General features: G+C 44.5%; 12 protein-coding genes. All 12 read right to left on the bottom strand.

Features of this window, described 5'->3' with window-relative positions; genetic code table 11:
• Window position 1: 1 nt before the first annotated feature.
• Genes TW81_RS10475 through TW81_RS10530 form a run of 12 tightly spaced genes read right to left on the bottom strand, consistent with a single transcriptional unit; the run spans window position 2 to window position 15488 of the window.
• Complete coding sequence (locus TW81_RS10475; RefSeq protein ID WP_239424332.1) at window positions 2-703, bottom strand: type 2 periplasmic-binding domain-containing protein; 702 nt, start codon at window positions 701-703, stop codon at window positions 2-4.
• Entirely contained in the window at window positions 700-1707 is a 1008-nt protein-coding gene (locus TW81_RS10480) for an ABC transporter substrate binding protein (protein WP_045955645.1), read from the bottom strand. Before TW81_RS10480 ends, TW81_RS10475 begins: the two co-directional genes overlap by 4 nt.
• On the bottom strand, window positions 1704-4247 hold the full coding sequence (locus TW81_RS10485) for an MFS transporter (RefSeq protein WP_045955646.1): 2544 nt from the start codon (window positions 4245-4247) through the stop codon (window positions 1704-1706). Before TW81_RS10485 ends, TW81_RS10480 begins: the two co-directional genes overlap by 4 nt.
• A gap of 28 nt (window positions 4248-4275) precedes the next feature.
• Window positions 4276-6888 carry a type VI secretion system ATPase TssH gene (gene tssH / locus TW81_RS10490; RefSeq protein ID WP_045955647.1) on the bottom strand — a complete coding sequence of 871 codons (2613 nt, stop codon included), beginning with the start codon at window positions 6886-6888 and terminating at the stop codon, window positions 4276-4278.
• Between the two features lie 56 nt (window positions 6889-6944).
• Entirely contained in the window at window positions 6945-7874 is a 930-nt protein-coding gene (locus tag TW81_RS10495; protein ID WP_045955648.1) for a type VI secretion system baseplate subunit TssG, read from the bottom strand.
• A 16-nt stretch (window positions 7875-7890) separates the two neighbouring features.
• On the bottom strand, window positions 7891-9642 hold the full coding sequence (gene tssF / locus TW81_RS10500; protein WP_045955649.1) for a type VI secretion system baseplate subunit TssF: 1752 nt from the start codon (window positions 9640-9642) through the stop codon (window positions 7891-7893).
• Window positions 9635-10060: a GPW/gp25 family protein gene (locus TW81_RS10505; protein WP_045955650.1), complete on the bottom strand. Its 426-nt coding sequence runs from the start codon at window positions 10058-10060 to the stop codon at window positions 9635-9637. Before TW81_RS10505 ends, tssF begins: the two co-directional genes overlap by 8 nt.
• Entirely contained in the window at window positions 10060-11457 is a 1398-nt protein-coding gene (locus TW81_RS10510; protein ID WP_045955651.1) for a type VI secretion system contractile sheath domain-containing protein, read from the bottom strand. Before TW81_RS10510 ends, TW81_RS10505 begins: the two co-directional genes overlap by 1 nt.
• Window positions 11458-11508: 51 nt before the next feature.
• Entirely contained in the window at window positions 11509-12987 is a 1479-nt protein-coding gene (tssC, locus tag TW81_RS10515) for a type VI secretion system contractile sheath large subunit (RefSeq protein ID WP_045955652.1), read from the bottom strand.
• Window positions 12987-13490 (bottom strand): type VI secretion system contractile sheath small subunit, encoded by a 504-nt coding sequence (tssB, locus tag TW81_RS10520; protein ID WP_045955653.1) that lies wholly within the window; start codon window positions 13488-13490, stop codon window positions 12987-12989. The genes tssC and tssB overlap by 1 nt, the downstream gene beginning before the upstream one ends.
• Before the next feature lie 19 nt (window positions 13491-13509).
• The gene (locus TW81_RS10525) at window positions 13510-14031 is read right to left on the bottom strand and encodes an Hcp family type VI secretion system effector (protein WP_045955654.1); all 522 of its coding nucleotides are present in this window, start codon (window positions 14029-14031) and stop codon (window positions 13510-13512) included.
• Window positions 14032-14060: 29 nt separating this feature from the next.
• The gene (locus tag TW81_RS10530; protein ID WP_045955655.1) at window positions 14061-15488 is read right to left on the bottom strand and encodes a type VI secretion system protein TssA; all 1428 of its coding nucleotides are present in this window, start codon (window positions 15486-15488) and stop codon (window positions 14061-14063) included.
• Between the last annotated feature and the right edge of the window lie 126 nt (window positions 15489-15614).

Consider the following 15614-nt stretch of genomic DNA (forward strand, 5'->3'; position numbering starts at 1 on the left):
GTTACCTCTCACACTTAGATACAGCTGCATTAAATGCAGACAAAAAACCAGAATACTTAGTTAGGAAACGATCAGAAAAATAGACACCCATCGGCTCAGATTCGAGAAGCTGAGATTGGAAATAATCTTTGGGCAAACCTGCTTCATCTAATTCGCTTTGAAAGACTAAGTCGTCCTCCAACGCGATATCAATTTCCCTTTGTTTTAAAAGCTTTAGTAATACTTTAGCATCTCTGGGCTGTTTGACTACGTTATAGCCGTTACGTTTTAGCCAAAACCACTTATTAGACCCAAATTTAGCCGAGAACTTAAGGTTAAGTTTTGACAACTCATCAATTTTAGGTTCAACGCCGGGGCCGAAATACCACATCAAGTTTTGCTCTGCAATAGCAGCAGAAAGTGTCGCGTATTCATCACGCTCGTCTGTTTGTGTTGCAACAAAAAAGCCGTGCTGTGCGCCACTGTGTACACGCAGTTGAGCGTCAGACCAACTGGTCATCGTCAGTTGGTAAGGTTGCCCCATTTTGCTTAAGGCACACTTTACTTTGTCAAGTGCTATACCTAGCATTTCGCCGTTTTTATACTCTTGATAAGGCGGCCATTCTTGGGTTGTTAACAGCAATCGACCAGGGCCAATACTTGCTTGTGCAGCCAGAGAAGCGTTGCTGAACAGCCCAATAAGCGTTAGTAGGCAGAAAGTCATTCTGACCATTCATTTCCTCCAATTAACTCGGAAATCTTTAAAATTGAAACTGGGGGATAATAGTCTAAAGCGCGCGCAGCACTTACATTGACAATGTAGGAGTACTGACTCAGCGGTTCAATAGGCAAATCTTGAGCGGTACTTTTGTTACTCAGAATTTGTTCCGCTTTATGTCCCGCAAATTCACCCACGTTATAATAACGGCTAACTATACCAAACAGAGCGCTATGATTGCGAATAGGAGATTCGGTTGCCGAAAATGTTGCGATGCCTCTTGAGTGAAGACCTTCTACAATGCCCTTACTTTGACTAATAATGTATGAATCTGGCGGCAGGTAAGCGAGCTGAACTTTGTCTTCTAGCATAGTGTCAATAATCGCTGATAGTGAGCTCAGCTCGGGCTTACCGTTTTGCGTGCGCAAGGGGTATAGGTAGACGTCCATACCGAACTTGGCGGACAACATCTGTATCTTACGGGCTGTAATGACAGAGTTGCTTTCCAGAGGGTTAAATAGCACACCCATGGTGGTGATGTTCGGCAGTTTTTGAATCGCATTGAACTGAACCTGATGAGGAACAATATGGCTGACACCAGTGAAGTTGCGCTTTTCAGTATCATCGGTACTGATTATCTTGGAGCCGACAGGGTCGGTGACAATACTAAATACGACTGGCGTATTTCCTTGGCGTCGAAACAAGGTCGGCTTGTCTTGAGTACCTAGGAGCGACAGCGTTGTCGTGGTGCCAAATGCGTAAACCAGATCTGGCTGATAGTTGTCTATATTGGCGACATAAGCCGCCAAAGTATCTTTATCTCTTTTAGCGTCTAACAAGGTAAAGCTGACCGGCATTTTACTCGACAGATATTCCATAAACCCGTTCTCAGCGTCTGTCACACCCCGCCACAGCAGCATGACAACGTGTTTCTTCTCTGCTGCAACGGACATTGTTGGAACAGCAAATAGCGAGACTAACGCCAAACAAATTAATGATATGACTCTCATTTGGCTACCTCCATTTGTCGATCTTTTTTAGTAAACAGTCCGTAAAATACCATTAGAACAGTTGAGCTAATGAACAGTGTGGCACCAAACAAAATAATGGTGTCTTGGAAACCAAACAAGCTGAGGCATAAGCCCGCGAGTAATGGGCCTGCGATATTACCGATGCGTTCTGTTAGTCGGAAAATGCCGATAGTTTTGCCTTTATCGATTCCTTCATTGGCGAGCAAATCAATGACCAATGGAATCTGCGGGGATACGCTTATTCCATGTGCGATTCCGATCAGTACCACGATCATGAGTAGGCCAAAAGTGCCAGGAAGTAAGACGATGTTGAGCAAAGCGAGTGCAGAGAGCAGACCGCCAAAAGCGATGAATTTCATTTTGTTGTCCCAGCGATCGACCAGTAGTGCGCTTAGTGGTGAGATAACAATTATCGCGATACCGTAGCTCATCATCACTCGACCTGATACCGCGCTGCTTTCTCCCATGTGCTGCAGATAAACTGGGCAGATATAATATAAGAACCCTGTGAGTACCACTTTGGCAGGAATCGCACTGAAGAAAGTGATTAATGAGAAGTACTTATTGCTGAGCAGGATCTTAAAATCGTTAAGCTGAACAGGTTTACTCTGAGCGTTAGTGCTGCCATGACTGAAGAAGCTCATTACCAATATTACGCTGACCAATGCAAGAATGGATGCGAGCATAAAGGTGACGTTGTAGCCGAGTTTATCCGCTAAAATGCCGCCAATAGCCGCCCCACACAGGGAGCCTGAGAAAAATGAAGATAAAAAGGTCGACATTCCTTTGGTACGGTTTTTCGCCGTTGTCGTATCGGTAATATAGCCTTGAGCCGATATAAATACGATGCCATAACCAACCGCAGTATATGCTCGTGCGATAAGCAACACTTCCAAGCTCTGGCACACGGCTGTAAGGGCTAAACCTGTGCTGGTGATCATGCCACCCACTATCAAGGATTTTTTGCGCCCAACTTTATCTGACCAATAGCCAGCAAATGGTAAAGACACCGCCCAGCAGAACATAAATAGTGAGATAGGTAAGCTGGTAACTAAGCTATCTGGTATCCAATCTTGTGAACGAGGTAAGCTGGCGACGAAACTTGGGAAAAAGGCGAGAGATGCCGCTTCGGCAAATACCAGCATAAACAAGGGTAGACGAATAAAGCGATAATCTTGGAGGTTATGCACTTGCAACTGTTGCGTTGAATGCTGACGTTGCAAAATGGTATTGATTGCGCTGGTTACTTTACCTAGCTCATCATGCGCAGAAATATGAGCGAGCCAAAATGACGCGCCGATCTTTGCATCCATAAGCAATTGTTTGATCTGATGCCAAGGTTTAATAATCATGAAATTACACACAAATAGAATAATTTCGATGACCACTAGGGCAGAGGCGATCAGTACCGTTAACATATCCATCAAGCTATCTTCAATCAGCTTAGGGATAATATTGGTGTCGGTTGTCATCTTTATCAGCGTTAGGGACTGTGCATCAATGGCAAGATCGATGCTTGACGAGTGGTCATTGTCCGTAAAGTTTTCAGGGTATTGATACAAAGGCGTATCGGCCTGTTGCAATGAAATAGACAGTAACTCTTTGTTCTTTCTTATATATTCAGAAAATTCATCTTCTAGACCATACAGCTTATCTAAAGGGACACCTTGATTGAGCAGTCGATTAATCATTCCACTCAGGGTGTCACCAATGACGGTCGACTTTTGTTCTAATTGTGTCTGGTAGATGGTAGAAAATTTATCTAACGCTTGATACGAACTGCCTAGATTAGAGGTTATGGTCAGCACGATGGCCAGTATGATGATCAGCAGCGGAAAGTATCTATCTCTAAAGCGCTGCCAGCTATTCTTTCCTACTTTAGTGAAAAAGCGTTGGTTGGCGTTTTCTATCAGCTCGTTGTCACTAAGATCAGCTCGCTCTAGCGTGGTTGAGATGTTTTTCAGTTTCACTAGTAGGAAATCAAGCCCCGAGTATAGGGCAAAGTAGCCAACTACAGACGCAATTAATATCCACAGCGAAGTATCAAATAATTGCTGCTTCAGCAGGTTATGCTTGATGCTATCTAAGTAGTCTGTTGAATAATAAAGCTGGAGTGCGCCTTCTTTGACATCAAAGGTATTATGGATATCTGCAATTAGCAGACGCTCATTGTCGGAGGCTTTACCCGCAGAATACAGTACATCGCCTTTCTCATTGACAACCTGCATTCGGCTAATACCGTCAACAAGTGAAAGGCGTCTTTCAAGTAAAGCCTGAATGTTAGAAATTGACGCGAGCGGTAAACCTAAACTGATCGCTTGCTTTATATCTTGATCCGTTTCACTCAGGACAACTTGATAGGTTGAGTCACTTGTTTCGGTAAGCCTCTTTTCAAAATTTAGGTAGTTAAGTGTGCTGTTCAAACCATTGGAAAACAGTAAGACGGCAAAAATCGCCAACACAAGTTTGACTCGCAATGAGAAAAACGTACGACGTGAAGTGATTGGATTAGGGTTCATACTTACTGCTTTCCTTGGCAATAACGACTTATTGGATTGTTAACTCAAAGCCGCTTGGATCCGTCGCAGCGACAACCGAAACCTGTGTGATCGGTTGCTGTTGGCTTAAACGACTAATGCACTCTTCAGCAAGCTTAGGCATTAGAGAACGGTTGATGATTTGCTCGACAGCACGACCTCCGGTCGTTGGGTCGGTATTTTTATTGACCACGAAATCAACAAAACCTTGGTCCCAAGTGAAGCTGGCTTGGTACTGTTCAGCCAGTTTCTTTTTAATTCGATTGAGTGAGATCTCAGTAATTTTAGCGAGCTCGCCATCATTCAATGGGTAGTAAGGCACAATTGTGGTTCGTCCCAAAAATGCTGGCTTGAAGTAATGCTGCAGGTCTGGGCGGATACTCTCCAAAAGCTCTTCGTTGGTCATACGTTGTTCACGATCTTCACAAGCATCACAAATCGCTTGATCAGCGGCGTTTGACGTCATGATGATAATGGTATTTTTAAAGTCTACGGTACGACCTTCACTATCTTTGATATGGCCTTTGTCAAAGATTTGATAGAACAGATCGTGCACGCCTGGGTGCGCCTTTTCCATCTCGTCTAATAACAGCACAGAATAGGGGTTGCGACGGATTGCTTCTGTCAACACACCGCCTTCGCCAAACCCTACGTATCCCGCTGGCGAACCAAGTAGCATAGAGATCTTATGCTCTTCTTTAAATTCGGTCATGTTAATGACGGTGAGATCATTGCTTCCACCGTATAGCTGCTCTGCGAGCGCCATAGCCGTTTCAGTCTTACCAACACCACTCGGTCCACACATGAGAAAGACGCCGATCGGTTTGCGGCTGTCGGTTAATCCTGCGCGAGAAATACGGATCGCTTTTGCCAGCTCTTGCTTGGCAACGTCTTGACCGATTACGCGTTTATCGAGTTCTTCTTCTAACGAGAGCAGGCGGACGATTTCATCACTCATCATGTTGCCGACTGGGATTCCCGTCCAGTTAGCGATGATCTGTGCAATGGTGTTGTCATCGACCATGGCATTCACCAGTGGGTGATCCCCCTGTAATGCATGCAACTGATCTAGAGTCTCATTAAGTGCTTTTTGTTTGCTCAAGTCTTGGCTAGCTGGACCTTCCGCATTGCTGATCTCTTCTTGCAATGATTTGATTTGATCGACCAACTCAATTTCTTTCTGCCAACGTACGTTAAGAGATTCCAGCTCGACTTCATTGGCGCGAATTTCATCGGTTATTTGCTTGATTTCATCTTCCGCAATACCAAACAGGGCATTTTCTTTTTCAAGCGCCGCTTTCTCGTTGTTTTGGTAGCGTATGGTCTGTTCTAACGATTCGATGATCTCTGGCTTAGCGCCTTGCGTAAGTGCGATTCTCGCACTGGCGGTATCAAGTAAGCTGATCGCCTTATCAGGAAGTTGGCGACTTGGTAGGTAACGAATGGATAAATTCACAGCGGCATCAATAGCCGTTTCGGCAATAAAGGCACCGTGGTGTTTTTGCAATGAAGCGGCAACGCCACGCAACATCTGCTTAGCATCTTCTGCGTTTGGTTCTTCGATTGACACAACTTGGAAACGGCGTGTGAGCGCTGGGTCTTTTTCGAAATATTTTTTGTACTCTGCCCATGTTGTTGCTGCGATTGTTTTGAACTCACCACGCGCTAAGGCAGGTTTTAGCAGGTTTGCAGCATCATTTTGACCAGCCGCACCGCCAGCACCGATAAGGGTGTGCGCCTCATCAATAAATACGATGATCGGCACTTCGCTATTTTTTACTTCGTTGATGACATCTTTTAAGCGGTTCTCAAACTCACCTTTAACACTGGCGCCAGCTTGCAGTAAGCCCAGATCCAACGAGTGAATTTGTACGCCTTGAAGTGCACCAGGTACTTCATCGGCTGCAATTCTAAGTGCAAGACCTTCGACAACGGCTGTTTTACCGACACCTGGTTCACCAACCATAATCGGGTTGTTCTGACGTTTTCTACACAGAATATCTATCGCTTTGCGTACTTCCGCATTTCGCCCTGAAATAGGGTCAATTTTACCGTCAAGTGCTTGCTGAGTTAGGTTGATCGTGTATTTACTTAAAGCATCATTAGCGGTTGGCTGACCTGACGCAATACCACCTTCCACAGACGATGTTTTGTTACGCGCAACGGCGGTTTTGTTGATCAAACCTTGCAAAGATTCGAGAGATACGGATTGCAAGCTTTCAAGCTGTAGCGTGTTCACTCCGAGTACGTTTTGCTGCAATAGCGCTTGTACTAAATGTAAGCTTATCACTTCGCCGTGACCAAAATTGACAGAGGCAATCATCCACGCATCTTTGATTAGTTCCGTAAGTCCGTGACTTAACGTTGGCTGACCTTCATTGCCTTTGGGCAGGCGGGCAATCTTGGACGACAATTCATTGACAAGGTTTTCTTGAGATAATTTTTGTGTCTGGATTAGGTTGCTCAAGTTCGCATCTTGCTGAGAAATTAGCTGCAATAGCCAGTGCTCAATCTCGATTGAAGGAACGCCTTGATTCATGGCAGCGCCTGCAGAGACTTCAAGCGCTTGTTTAAGCTCAGAAGACAGCTTGGCGACTAAATTGGTCAGTGTTACTTGTGTCATACATTTTTCCTTGTATTTCGAAGCATCAAAACAACGAAGCTACGTATTATTTCCCATTATTTGAGCAAGATACTTATCATTTTGTGCGGCTTTCGCTCTGGAGCAAGGCAGTCGACTTCTCCGAGTTTGGCGGCACGAGATTTATTGCTGGAAAGGGTTGGGCGAGATAAGTACTCGCGCTTAACTTTAAGGTAAATAGAAACGGGCGTGTGATCACGCAGGTAGTGCTGAATAAGTTCGCGCATGCTGCGCGCTAACATTCGATCGCTTTGGATGTCGAGCAGATCTTGTTCATTTGCTGGCTTTATGGACACAACAATATGGCTAAAGTGGATCATGCACGTTTTGCCGAGTAAAAATCCTTGACCAATGCGGCTGTTAAAATTGCGCTTGGCGCCGAGCTTGGTTAAGGAGTCCATCGGCAGTTGGCGACGCTCTTGTTGTTTGGTTGACACTTCAATGTCGAACGGGAAGTAGTCATTTAATATCTGCTGTAGGCTGGCTAAGTTGCGACTGTTTTGACTCAACAGAAAAGAATATTGGAAAAAATTCTTGTGTCGCTCTTCTAGTGCCGCAATGTTGTTCAGCAGGCTTGTTTTGTCTGGGTGAAGTTCATTTTGCACGATTAGCCATGGGGCGACTTCTAGTTGTGCGACAAGCTCGAAATAGCGCTGATTAAACACATCTAAAAAATCTTTGAGTGCATGGTCATCGTCATGCAACGCTGCAAGAAGTTCTTCATAAATGTAGAACGGAATGACTCCCTTTACGCCGGAGAGCGCTTGTTTGGCCAATCGCAGCTTAGCGTTATTATTTTTGAGCGAGAAATACTGCACTTCACTCGCGTCTCCGGTCGGCATGACCTCCGCTTTAAGGACCAGCCGAATACGTTCAGGAGAGGAGGCCACAAAATGTGAAAGCATACGAATCGCTTGAGCGAAATCATACTTCTGTGCATTGTGGGTTAGGTCGTGTACGACATTCATTTGTTAATTCCTAACCCTAAAGAGCGCTCTGGCTACCGTGCATTTTTGGATAACGTTTTGCATAGCCGTCGCGGCCGTAGACCTTAATTGACAGCTGAATATAGCGATCGAAGCTACAGAATTGCTGGAAAAAACGATTGAGTACATCGCTGAAAGCTAAGAATCCGCTTGTGGTATCGAGCGTAATTTCGATTTCTGTGCCCGGTGAAAAGACATTTTGACCTAGAATTCGCAACGCAGAGACTTGCGAACGTAAACTTACGTTTCTAATCGCTTGGATTTCGTCCGATGAAATCTGACTCCGACTACACAAACGAAGCATTCTCTTTAACGCTTCTTCCGGCTGTTCCGCATGCAGTAAAGAGACAAAATTAGCATTGAGCAAGGCGATAAACTGCCAGTGTAAGTGTGGATCTTTCTCACGAGAAATCGGCGCTGATGGCGGATAAATTGCGCTAAATGCACCGGGTAAATCAATGCTCTCTAAACACTCAAACTCGCCTTGAATCGCACAAGCACGTTTGCCGTTGGTACACAGTAAGCGAGTGCCATAAAGCTTGTTAAATTCAAGGTCTTGTTGGTTGTTTAAGCTAATAGCAAGCAGAAATTCATTGTCGCTACCACGCAGAGATTGCCAGTGGTCAGCGCTTGAATTGGAACGATATGTGTCTCTAAATAAAGGGGTGAGTGCTCTTTCACCCATTGACGTGATTTCAAACACCTCTTGAACTTCGACAATTTCTACATCGCTACCGTTGTGTGCATCTGCATTGACAGGCAATGTTAAGCTACGCTGATCGTATGTGGTAGGCTCGCCTGTTTGCTCGAACAAATTAATTGCAGGAACAATATTCAACTTAAAGACGTGATTGTCGAACAAACGCATAAATTCAGTCGGTAAACTGTGCATAAATAAATTTAGCACTATGTTCGATGTGTCAAATTGCTTAATGGCGTTGCCAAACTCTTTTAAGCGGAAGAACTGACGTTTTTCTTTAAAGAAGAAAAATTCGCTAAGCATTTGATAGCCAGCGAATTGATTGCCTTTTTGAGGCAGAAATTGAAACTGACTATCACTGATACGGCTTTTTAAACGTTCAGGGTCGAGAACGACGTGCTTTTCGCATTTGCTATCAGAGATGGAAATGGCTTGTGTTTCCGCCAATAACAACTCCACTAAAGAGTCTGCATTGTTTTCAAAACCTTGAACAAAAAAATCTAAGTCTTCGCAATCAACGGATGAAAAGAATACCGCTGGATCATTGGTTGAAAACTGCAGTTGAATAACCGCTGTCGTTTGCTCAGTTCCAGATGGCCGATTAAATTTAAATGGTGCGCTGGATGCTGAGGTATCGACGAGTTGGAACGAGGTCGTTTTCAGCTCATCAACGGTTGTAAAAGTACAACTATGGCCCTGTGCATTGGCAGAAAATTGAGAGCCTTTGGGCAAGATCACTGATTCGGAGAGATCGGCGCTGTCCTCTAATTGAAGATAGGCGACACTTGGAACAGTTTGGATGTAGCTAGGGTATAGAACGCCAAGTAAACCTTCGATGACTTCTGGCAACTGATCGGATAGTTTTTTCTCAACGGTTGCATTAAGTAAAGCTACCCCATCTAGCAAGCGAGTAAGGCTAGGGTCTTCAATTTGTCCCTGATGAATATTAAGGCGTTCAGCGTGAGTTGAGTGTTGATGACCAAACTGGCCCAGTGCACGTCTGACAAGTGTTAATTCTTGTTCGAAATACCTTAATAACGGATCACTCATAACTATCCTCCGTCATTACGGTCTTAAGATCGTTTAATGAAATTTTGGAGTCAAATACCAACTCGGTTTCTCCTTGAGCGGTCTTGGCTTTGGCAATAATGTTAAAGGCAATGGCATTTTCGTTATCCTTGCGCTCAGCCAGTTCAACCATAATGTTGCTCAGTCTTGGCTCAAAGTATCTGATGTAGTTTTCGATACGCAGCGTCAACTGAGCTTGGTCCAAGTTCGCACTTAACAGTTGTACATCTTCGATACCAAAGCGAAAATTTGAGCGTTGGAGTTCAATGAATCTATCATCGATCTCAAGTAGAGACGCCTCCGACTCAAGTAGCTTGGTTAAGTTGTATTTGATGTCTTCAATATCGTCATTAGGGCCAGATAATTCGTGAGGCTGTACGAAGGTTTTCCAGAAACTCATTACGCCACCTCATCCAATTCTGTCGTCAATACGACTTCACCCGTAAAGTGGTCATACTGGTACTGAGGAACAATGCGTAGCGTGCAAGAGAAACTTCCCTTGTGGTGGGGTGACTCCAACACACTGATTTTGGCGAAACTGAGTGGAAATTTTGACAGCGTTTCTTCGTTCGCAAATGATACGTTGCTGGAAAACTTTTCTATCCAATGAGTTAGAAACAGTTCACATTCAGCGGCAGTGTTAAAGCTACCAATCATTTCACGGACTTGGACTTTCAAGTAGTGAGCAATACGGCAGGACATCAGACTTGTTTGTATTTGGGTCAACACTTTTTCATTGTCAGTCTGGACCGAATTCTGCCAAATGGAGTTGTTGCCATTAAAATAATATTTATCGCTGAGCGCGCTTTTGCTTAGCGGTATAAAGCCGCTTTGCGCGTAGAAGGTTGAAATCTGTCCGAACAGGACAACATCTGTTTCTGGCGCTGAGAGAAACTGGCTTTCATGATTTTCAATATTGACCAGCGCACCTTGGGCTTTGTCATTCCAGCGGGATTTTAAAAAACCAAACCAATTGACCCTGTGATGTTCCCTCATGATGGTCGATGCAAAAGCAAAGGCAGCGTTACCCCATAGCCCTTTTCCAGATTCATTGTAAATGAAACCCATTTTGGCGTTTTTATAACGATTGCGCATATGAATAGAAGGCATTACTAAGCCAATAAACTTAGATGACGATTTTTGTCGTAGAGTTTGCCAAGGCTTAAAATCGACGCCGTTGAGAATTTTTTCTATCCGTTTAGTGTCAGATAGCCAGTCTGCGTTTGATTGAACAAAAAAGTGTTCGTCTGGAGAAAATAGCATAGGGCATAAGGTCAACTCTCCAAGCTTGCTTAACAGCTCTAGAGTGAAAAGATCGTCGTAATCAGCGTCAAAATCCATATCAAGGGAGATTTTGTGCGTGAATACAATCGTGCCGAAAGGGTGCCCGCCCAGTGTGTTTAACTCTTTGTTGCCAATTTTATTGTAGAGCTCTGAACCTTTTATGGTATACGCCTGATTGACATCGTTCGATATCTCAGACCAATCCATATTGAGTAACTTGAGTTTGGTACGTTGGCGGCTGACTGGCAGCTTGGCTAGCCCTTCTAAACCTAGCCAACTACTGTGGAGGGTTTCGAACTCTTTATGATGAATAATTTCATCGACTTGTTGCGATATTTTCTCATCTAACTCACTGATTATTCGAGTAATAAACGCAACCAGCGTGCCTTTATTAGTCAGCGCTTGAGGGGATATCTCAGACAGCAGAGAAAGCGACTCTTGCAAAAAATCGTTGTCTTTATTGTCTAGTTCGGAAAACTTTCGTTGCCATTGTGAATCGAAATGCAAATTCATAATGTCCTGCGATAGAGAAAATAGGCCGGACGTATCCGGCCACTATTATAGTTAGCCTGGGATTTTCGCGACCATTCGAACTGAGGTGGTCAGTTCTTCAAGTTGCAACCAAGGGCGGAGGTGAGCGACAGCAGAGTATGAACCAGGGCGGCCTGGTTGCTCTACTACTTCAATGCGAGACTCTGCAAGAGGCGTTTTCGCACGCTGCTCATTGCCGATAGCACCCGCGTTGGTGTATTGGTCAATCCATAGTTGAAGTTCACGTTGGATATCAGGAGCTTCAAGGTTTGAACCCAATTTGTCACGGCCCATAACTTTGAGATAGTGCGCGATACGACCACTCGCCATGATGTAAGGCAAACGTGCAGAAATCGCCGCGTTTGCTGTCGCATCTGGGTCGGTGTAAGTTTTTGGTTTTTGAGTCGTTTGACCACCAATAAACACGCCGTAGTTTGAGTTTTTGTAGTGAACGAGAGGCAAGAAACCGAGATCGCTCAACTCTTTTTCGCGCTCGTCGGTTAAGTTAACTTCGGTCGGGCATTGTTGCACGAGATCGCCAGCTTCAGTCTTGTAGGTTAGGTTAGGTAGGTTTTCTACCTTGCCGCCATTGTCTAGGCCACGAATTGCGGTACACCAACCAGACGCCGTGTACGATTGTGTCATTTTCAGACCCAGATCGTATGCTGCGTTAGACCAAACAAGTTCGTCATTACTTGCTGGGTTTGGATTACCATCCATATCAGTGCCTAGCTCTTCGTAATCAAATAGATTAGTGCCAAGACCTTTTGCACCGTATGGCAAGCGCGCCATAGTACGAGGCAAGGTGAGTGTTACGTAACGCGCATCGTCGCTTTCACGGAAAGAGTTCCAAGCCGCGTATGCTGGTGAATCAAAACCCGCTGCTACTGGTTTACCTTCATCAAATGTCGTGAAGTCATTGAACTCAAACATTTGTGCGTTAGCCGCTGCAATAAATGGAGCGTGACATGCCGCAGCCACTTCACCCATATAACGAAGTAGGGCAACGTCTTCGTCCTTAGCGCTGAACTCATAGTCACCGATGAAGGTACCATAAGGTTCACCACCAGCAGTGCCGAATTCGCCTTGGTATACAGCATTGAACAGAGGGCTACGGTCAATTGCTGGCGCATCTTCGAATTGCTCTAGAAGCTCTTCTTGCGTGAAGTCGACCATTTTGATTTTTAGGTCACGACCGAGTTCACTTTCTTTAACCAACTTTTGTAGTCCACGCCATGAACCTTCCAACTTTTGGAAGTCATTTTGTTGCATCACTTGCGACAACTGTTTTGAAAGCTTCTTATCAATTTCTGAAATGGCATTTTCAATGGTCTTAGTGAGGTTCTTGTCCCAAGTAACCGTGCCAGAAAGTGCCTGTTCTGCTAAAACAGAGAAGAGTTCTTTTGTTGTATCAGCCGGGGTCTGAGTGGTCGCCTCGATTGCTCTGTCAAGAAAACTAAGAGTACCTTCGGCAGCTTCTGGTTGGGCTTGATTTTCAGCTTCTGTGCTCATTATTCAGCTCCTTCTTTATTGATACCTAGTTCTTCAGATAGCGCGTTGATGGTATCTGCGCTTTGAAGAACTTCTTTAAGTAGCTTCTCAAGATCACGAGAGCGGTCAGCTTTTGAAAGTAGAACCTTAAGTTGGTTGCGTGTTTCAACCAGCTTCTTGAGCGGCTCCACTTGTTCAACGATAGCTTCAGGTGTGAAGTCTTTCATTGAGCTAAATTTAAGATTAGCTTCAAATTGACTGTCATCATCGGCCAGAACATTGTCTACTTTCATACTTAGTTCAGGGCCGATACGCTTCATGACAGTATCAAAGTTATCTTTATCAACGTTGTAGAAAGTACGGTCTTCAACGTCTTCCTTGTCTTGTCTATGACCAGAGTAGTCACCAATTACCCCAACGACAAATGGGAGTTCTTTGGTTTCTACCGCGCCATTAGTTTCCACATCGTAAGTGATACTTACGCGGTTCTTACTTACGCGTTTGTGTTGGGAATTTAGTGCCACAGTGGATCTCCTTATTCAATTACGCTGCAGTCGACGTCACTTTAGCTGTCGTAGCGTCGAAGCCCACTTCAGGACCTTTCTCGATTTTTCCGCCTTCACCTTCGATGTAGTACGCTTTAGAAATTTGCGTATAGGTTAGGCTAAATGCTTCACTTGGAAGGGCGCCGTCCGTTGCAGACATGTTGTAGCTAGCCATGCGAGCAGACTTAAGGGTTAGGATTAGATATGGATCGGCACCTGAGCCTTCGCGGTTAGGCTTAGTCATAACAATCTCAACTGTCTTGCCTTCTGCACCCGGAGCGTAAAGGAAAGTCGTTAGGTGAGGTGTTGCACCGTCACAGCCACGTGTGATGTTTACTTCACCAAGCGCAACCATACCTTGGTCGGCGTTATTCGCATTACCAACATCAATGCCGACACCGCGCACTGCGTTCCAAGTGATGGTATCGATAGCGAAGAAACCATCTTTACCACCAATTTTTTCTACTGTTGCCGCACCTTTAGGTTTGGTTCCATCGATTCTCATGAAAATAGAAGCCATTTTATTCTCCTTTGCTGATCTGCATTTGGTTACCACTCAAAGTCATTCAGAGAACCTGATGATTCGGTGGAGCTTGCTTCGGTTTGTAATGTTTGATTAGTATCGGCCTTGTCCTGATTGTCATTTTCTACAGGAAAAGTCTGATGAGTTGAGTCAGTCGCAACTTGGGTTGCAACTGCGCTGTGACTGATGATTGATGGGCTTGAGATTTTCTTCTCATCTAAATCGAGTTGGCTTAGGTTATCCATCCCAGTCAACAAATTAATTTGTTGCATAACAGCGTTGTTTCCCGCCGTCATTTCCTGCATTAATTCTGGAAGGCTCATATACCCCCAACGAATCGCGCGCTCAAGCAAAAATGAAACAGGGCTATGTGGCTCCGTTTTTTTAAAGAATTCGGATATTTTTCTGAGTTCTTGGAAAGCCTGATCTCGGTTTACGACCTGTTCAGTGCCTACCTGCAGTGCGGCACCAGCAACAACATGTTGCGCTGTATGTGTTTGGCTAGGCTGCTCTACTTGAGGCAGCGTTGCTGCGGGTAATGGTTCTGAATGAGTTATTTGCTCTGGCTCTGAGTTAGGATTACTTTGCTGTGCGGTTTCGCTCATCGCCTGCTTTAGGGCAGCGTCTTCCTTTTGTAGCTGGTACTGCTCATCTAACGGCCAAAATGAAAACTTCTCTTCGCATAGAAAACGGATTGCGTTAATCGAATCTGCGATATTGGCTTTGACGAAGCGAAAGCTAATTGGAGTCACACCGACTTGTTGACACTCTTTCGCTATAGCAAGTTCAGCTTGAGAAAAGTTTTGATAAGATTCTGATAACAATACAACAGTTTGTTCAACGTCAGCGCTGAACTGTTGCATTGCTTTTTGTTTGAGTTGTTCAAGTTCACCAGCGCGTTCTGCGCGTAAGTAATCGCCAAATGTCACATCCCCGATTAAGCCAATCAGTTGCAGTGGCATAAACAGTGCCGTCGAATCGTTACTCTCACCAACCAGTTGCAATAGTGGCTTAATGCGAAAATCAGCCAACTCTTTTAGCTTACCTTGCTCATCGTCACTTTTAAGTTTGTTGTCAGGAACGGTAGGGTGGAGCACTGACCAAAAAGTTTCAATAAAGCCTTTTAACACTTGGGTTGAATCAGCTAGGTTTTGGTATGGCTGAGAGGTAAACAACTGGCTTGAAATATACCAACCAAGCAGTTCTAAATCTTTGGTGGCTTGTGTCAGCGCTTCTAGCGTATTTCGACTTAGCTCAGCCCAATTCGACTCGTTAGCAACTAATAGAGCTTCATCGCTAGAAGCGTCAGGAGTCTCTATCAATTGACGGAAAGAAGATTGCGCAGTGTTGTAACTGTTACGTAAGGCACGGTAAGCCGAGCGATCAAGCTTGAGGTAATTTCCTGTAGGAGACTCTTCAGAAATGGGTGTCAATAATTGAGCAATATCTACCATGTAAGTTCCGTTACGTAATTGTTATAACTTAGTTAATTCAAGTAATTGTTAGATTTGCAATTAAGTGGTATTTGATCACAAACCATAGTCTAGGCTTATTTTTTTAAAAGGCCCGTTCAAATTTAT

Source organism: Vibrio galatheae (assembly GCF_000967545.1).
Classification (GTDB): Bacteria; Pseudomonadota; Gammaproteobacteria; order Enterobacterales; family Vibrionaceae; genus Vibrio; species Vibrio galatheae.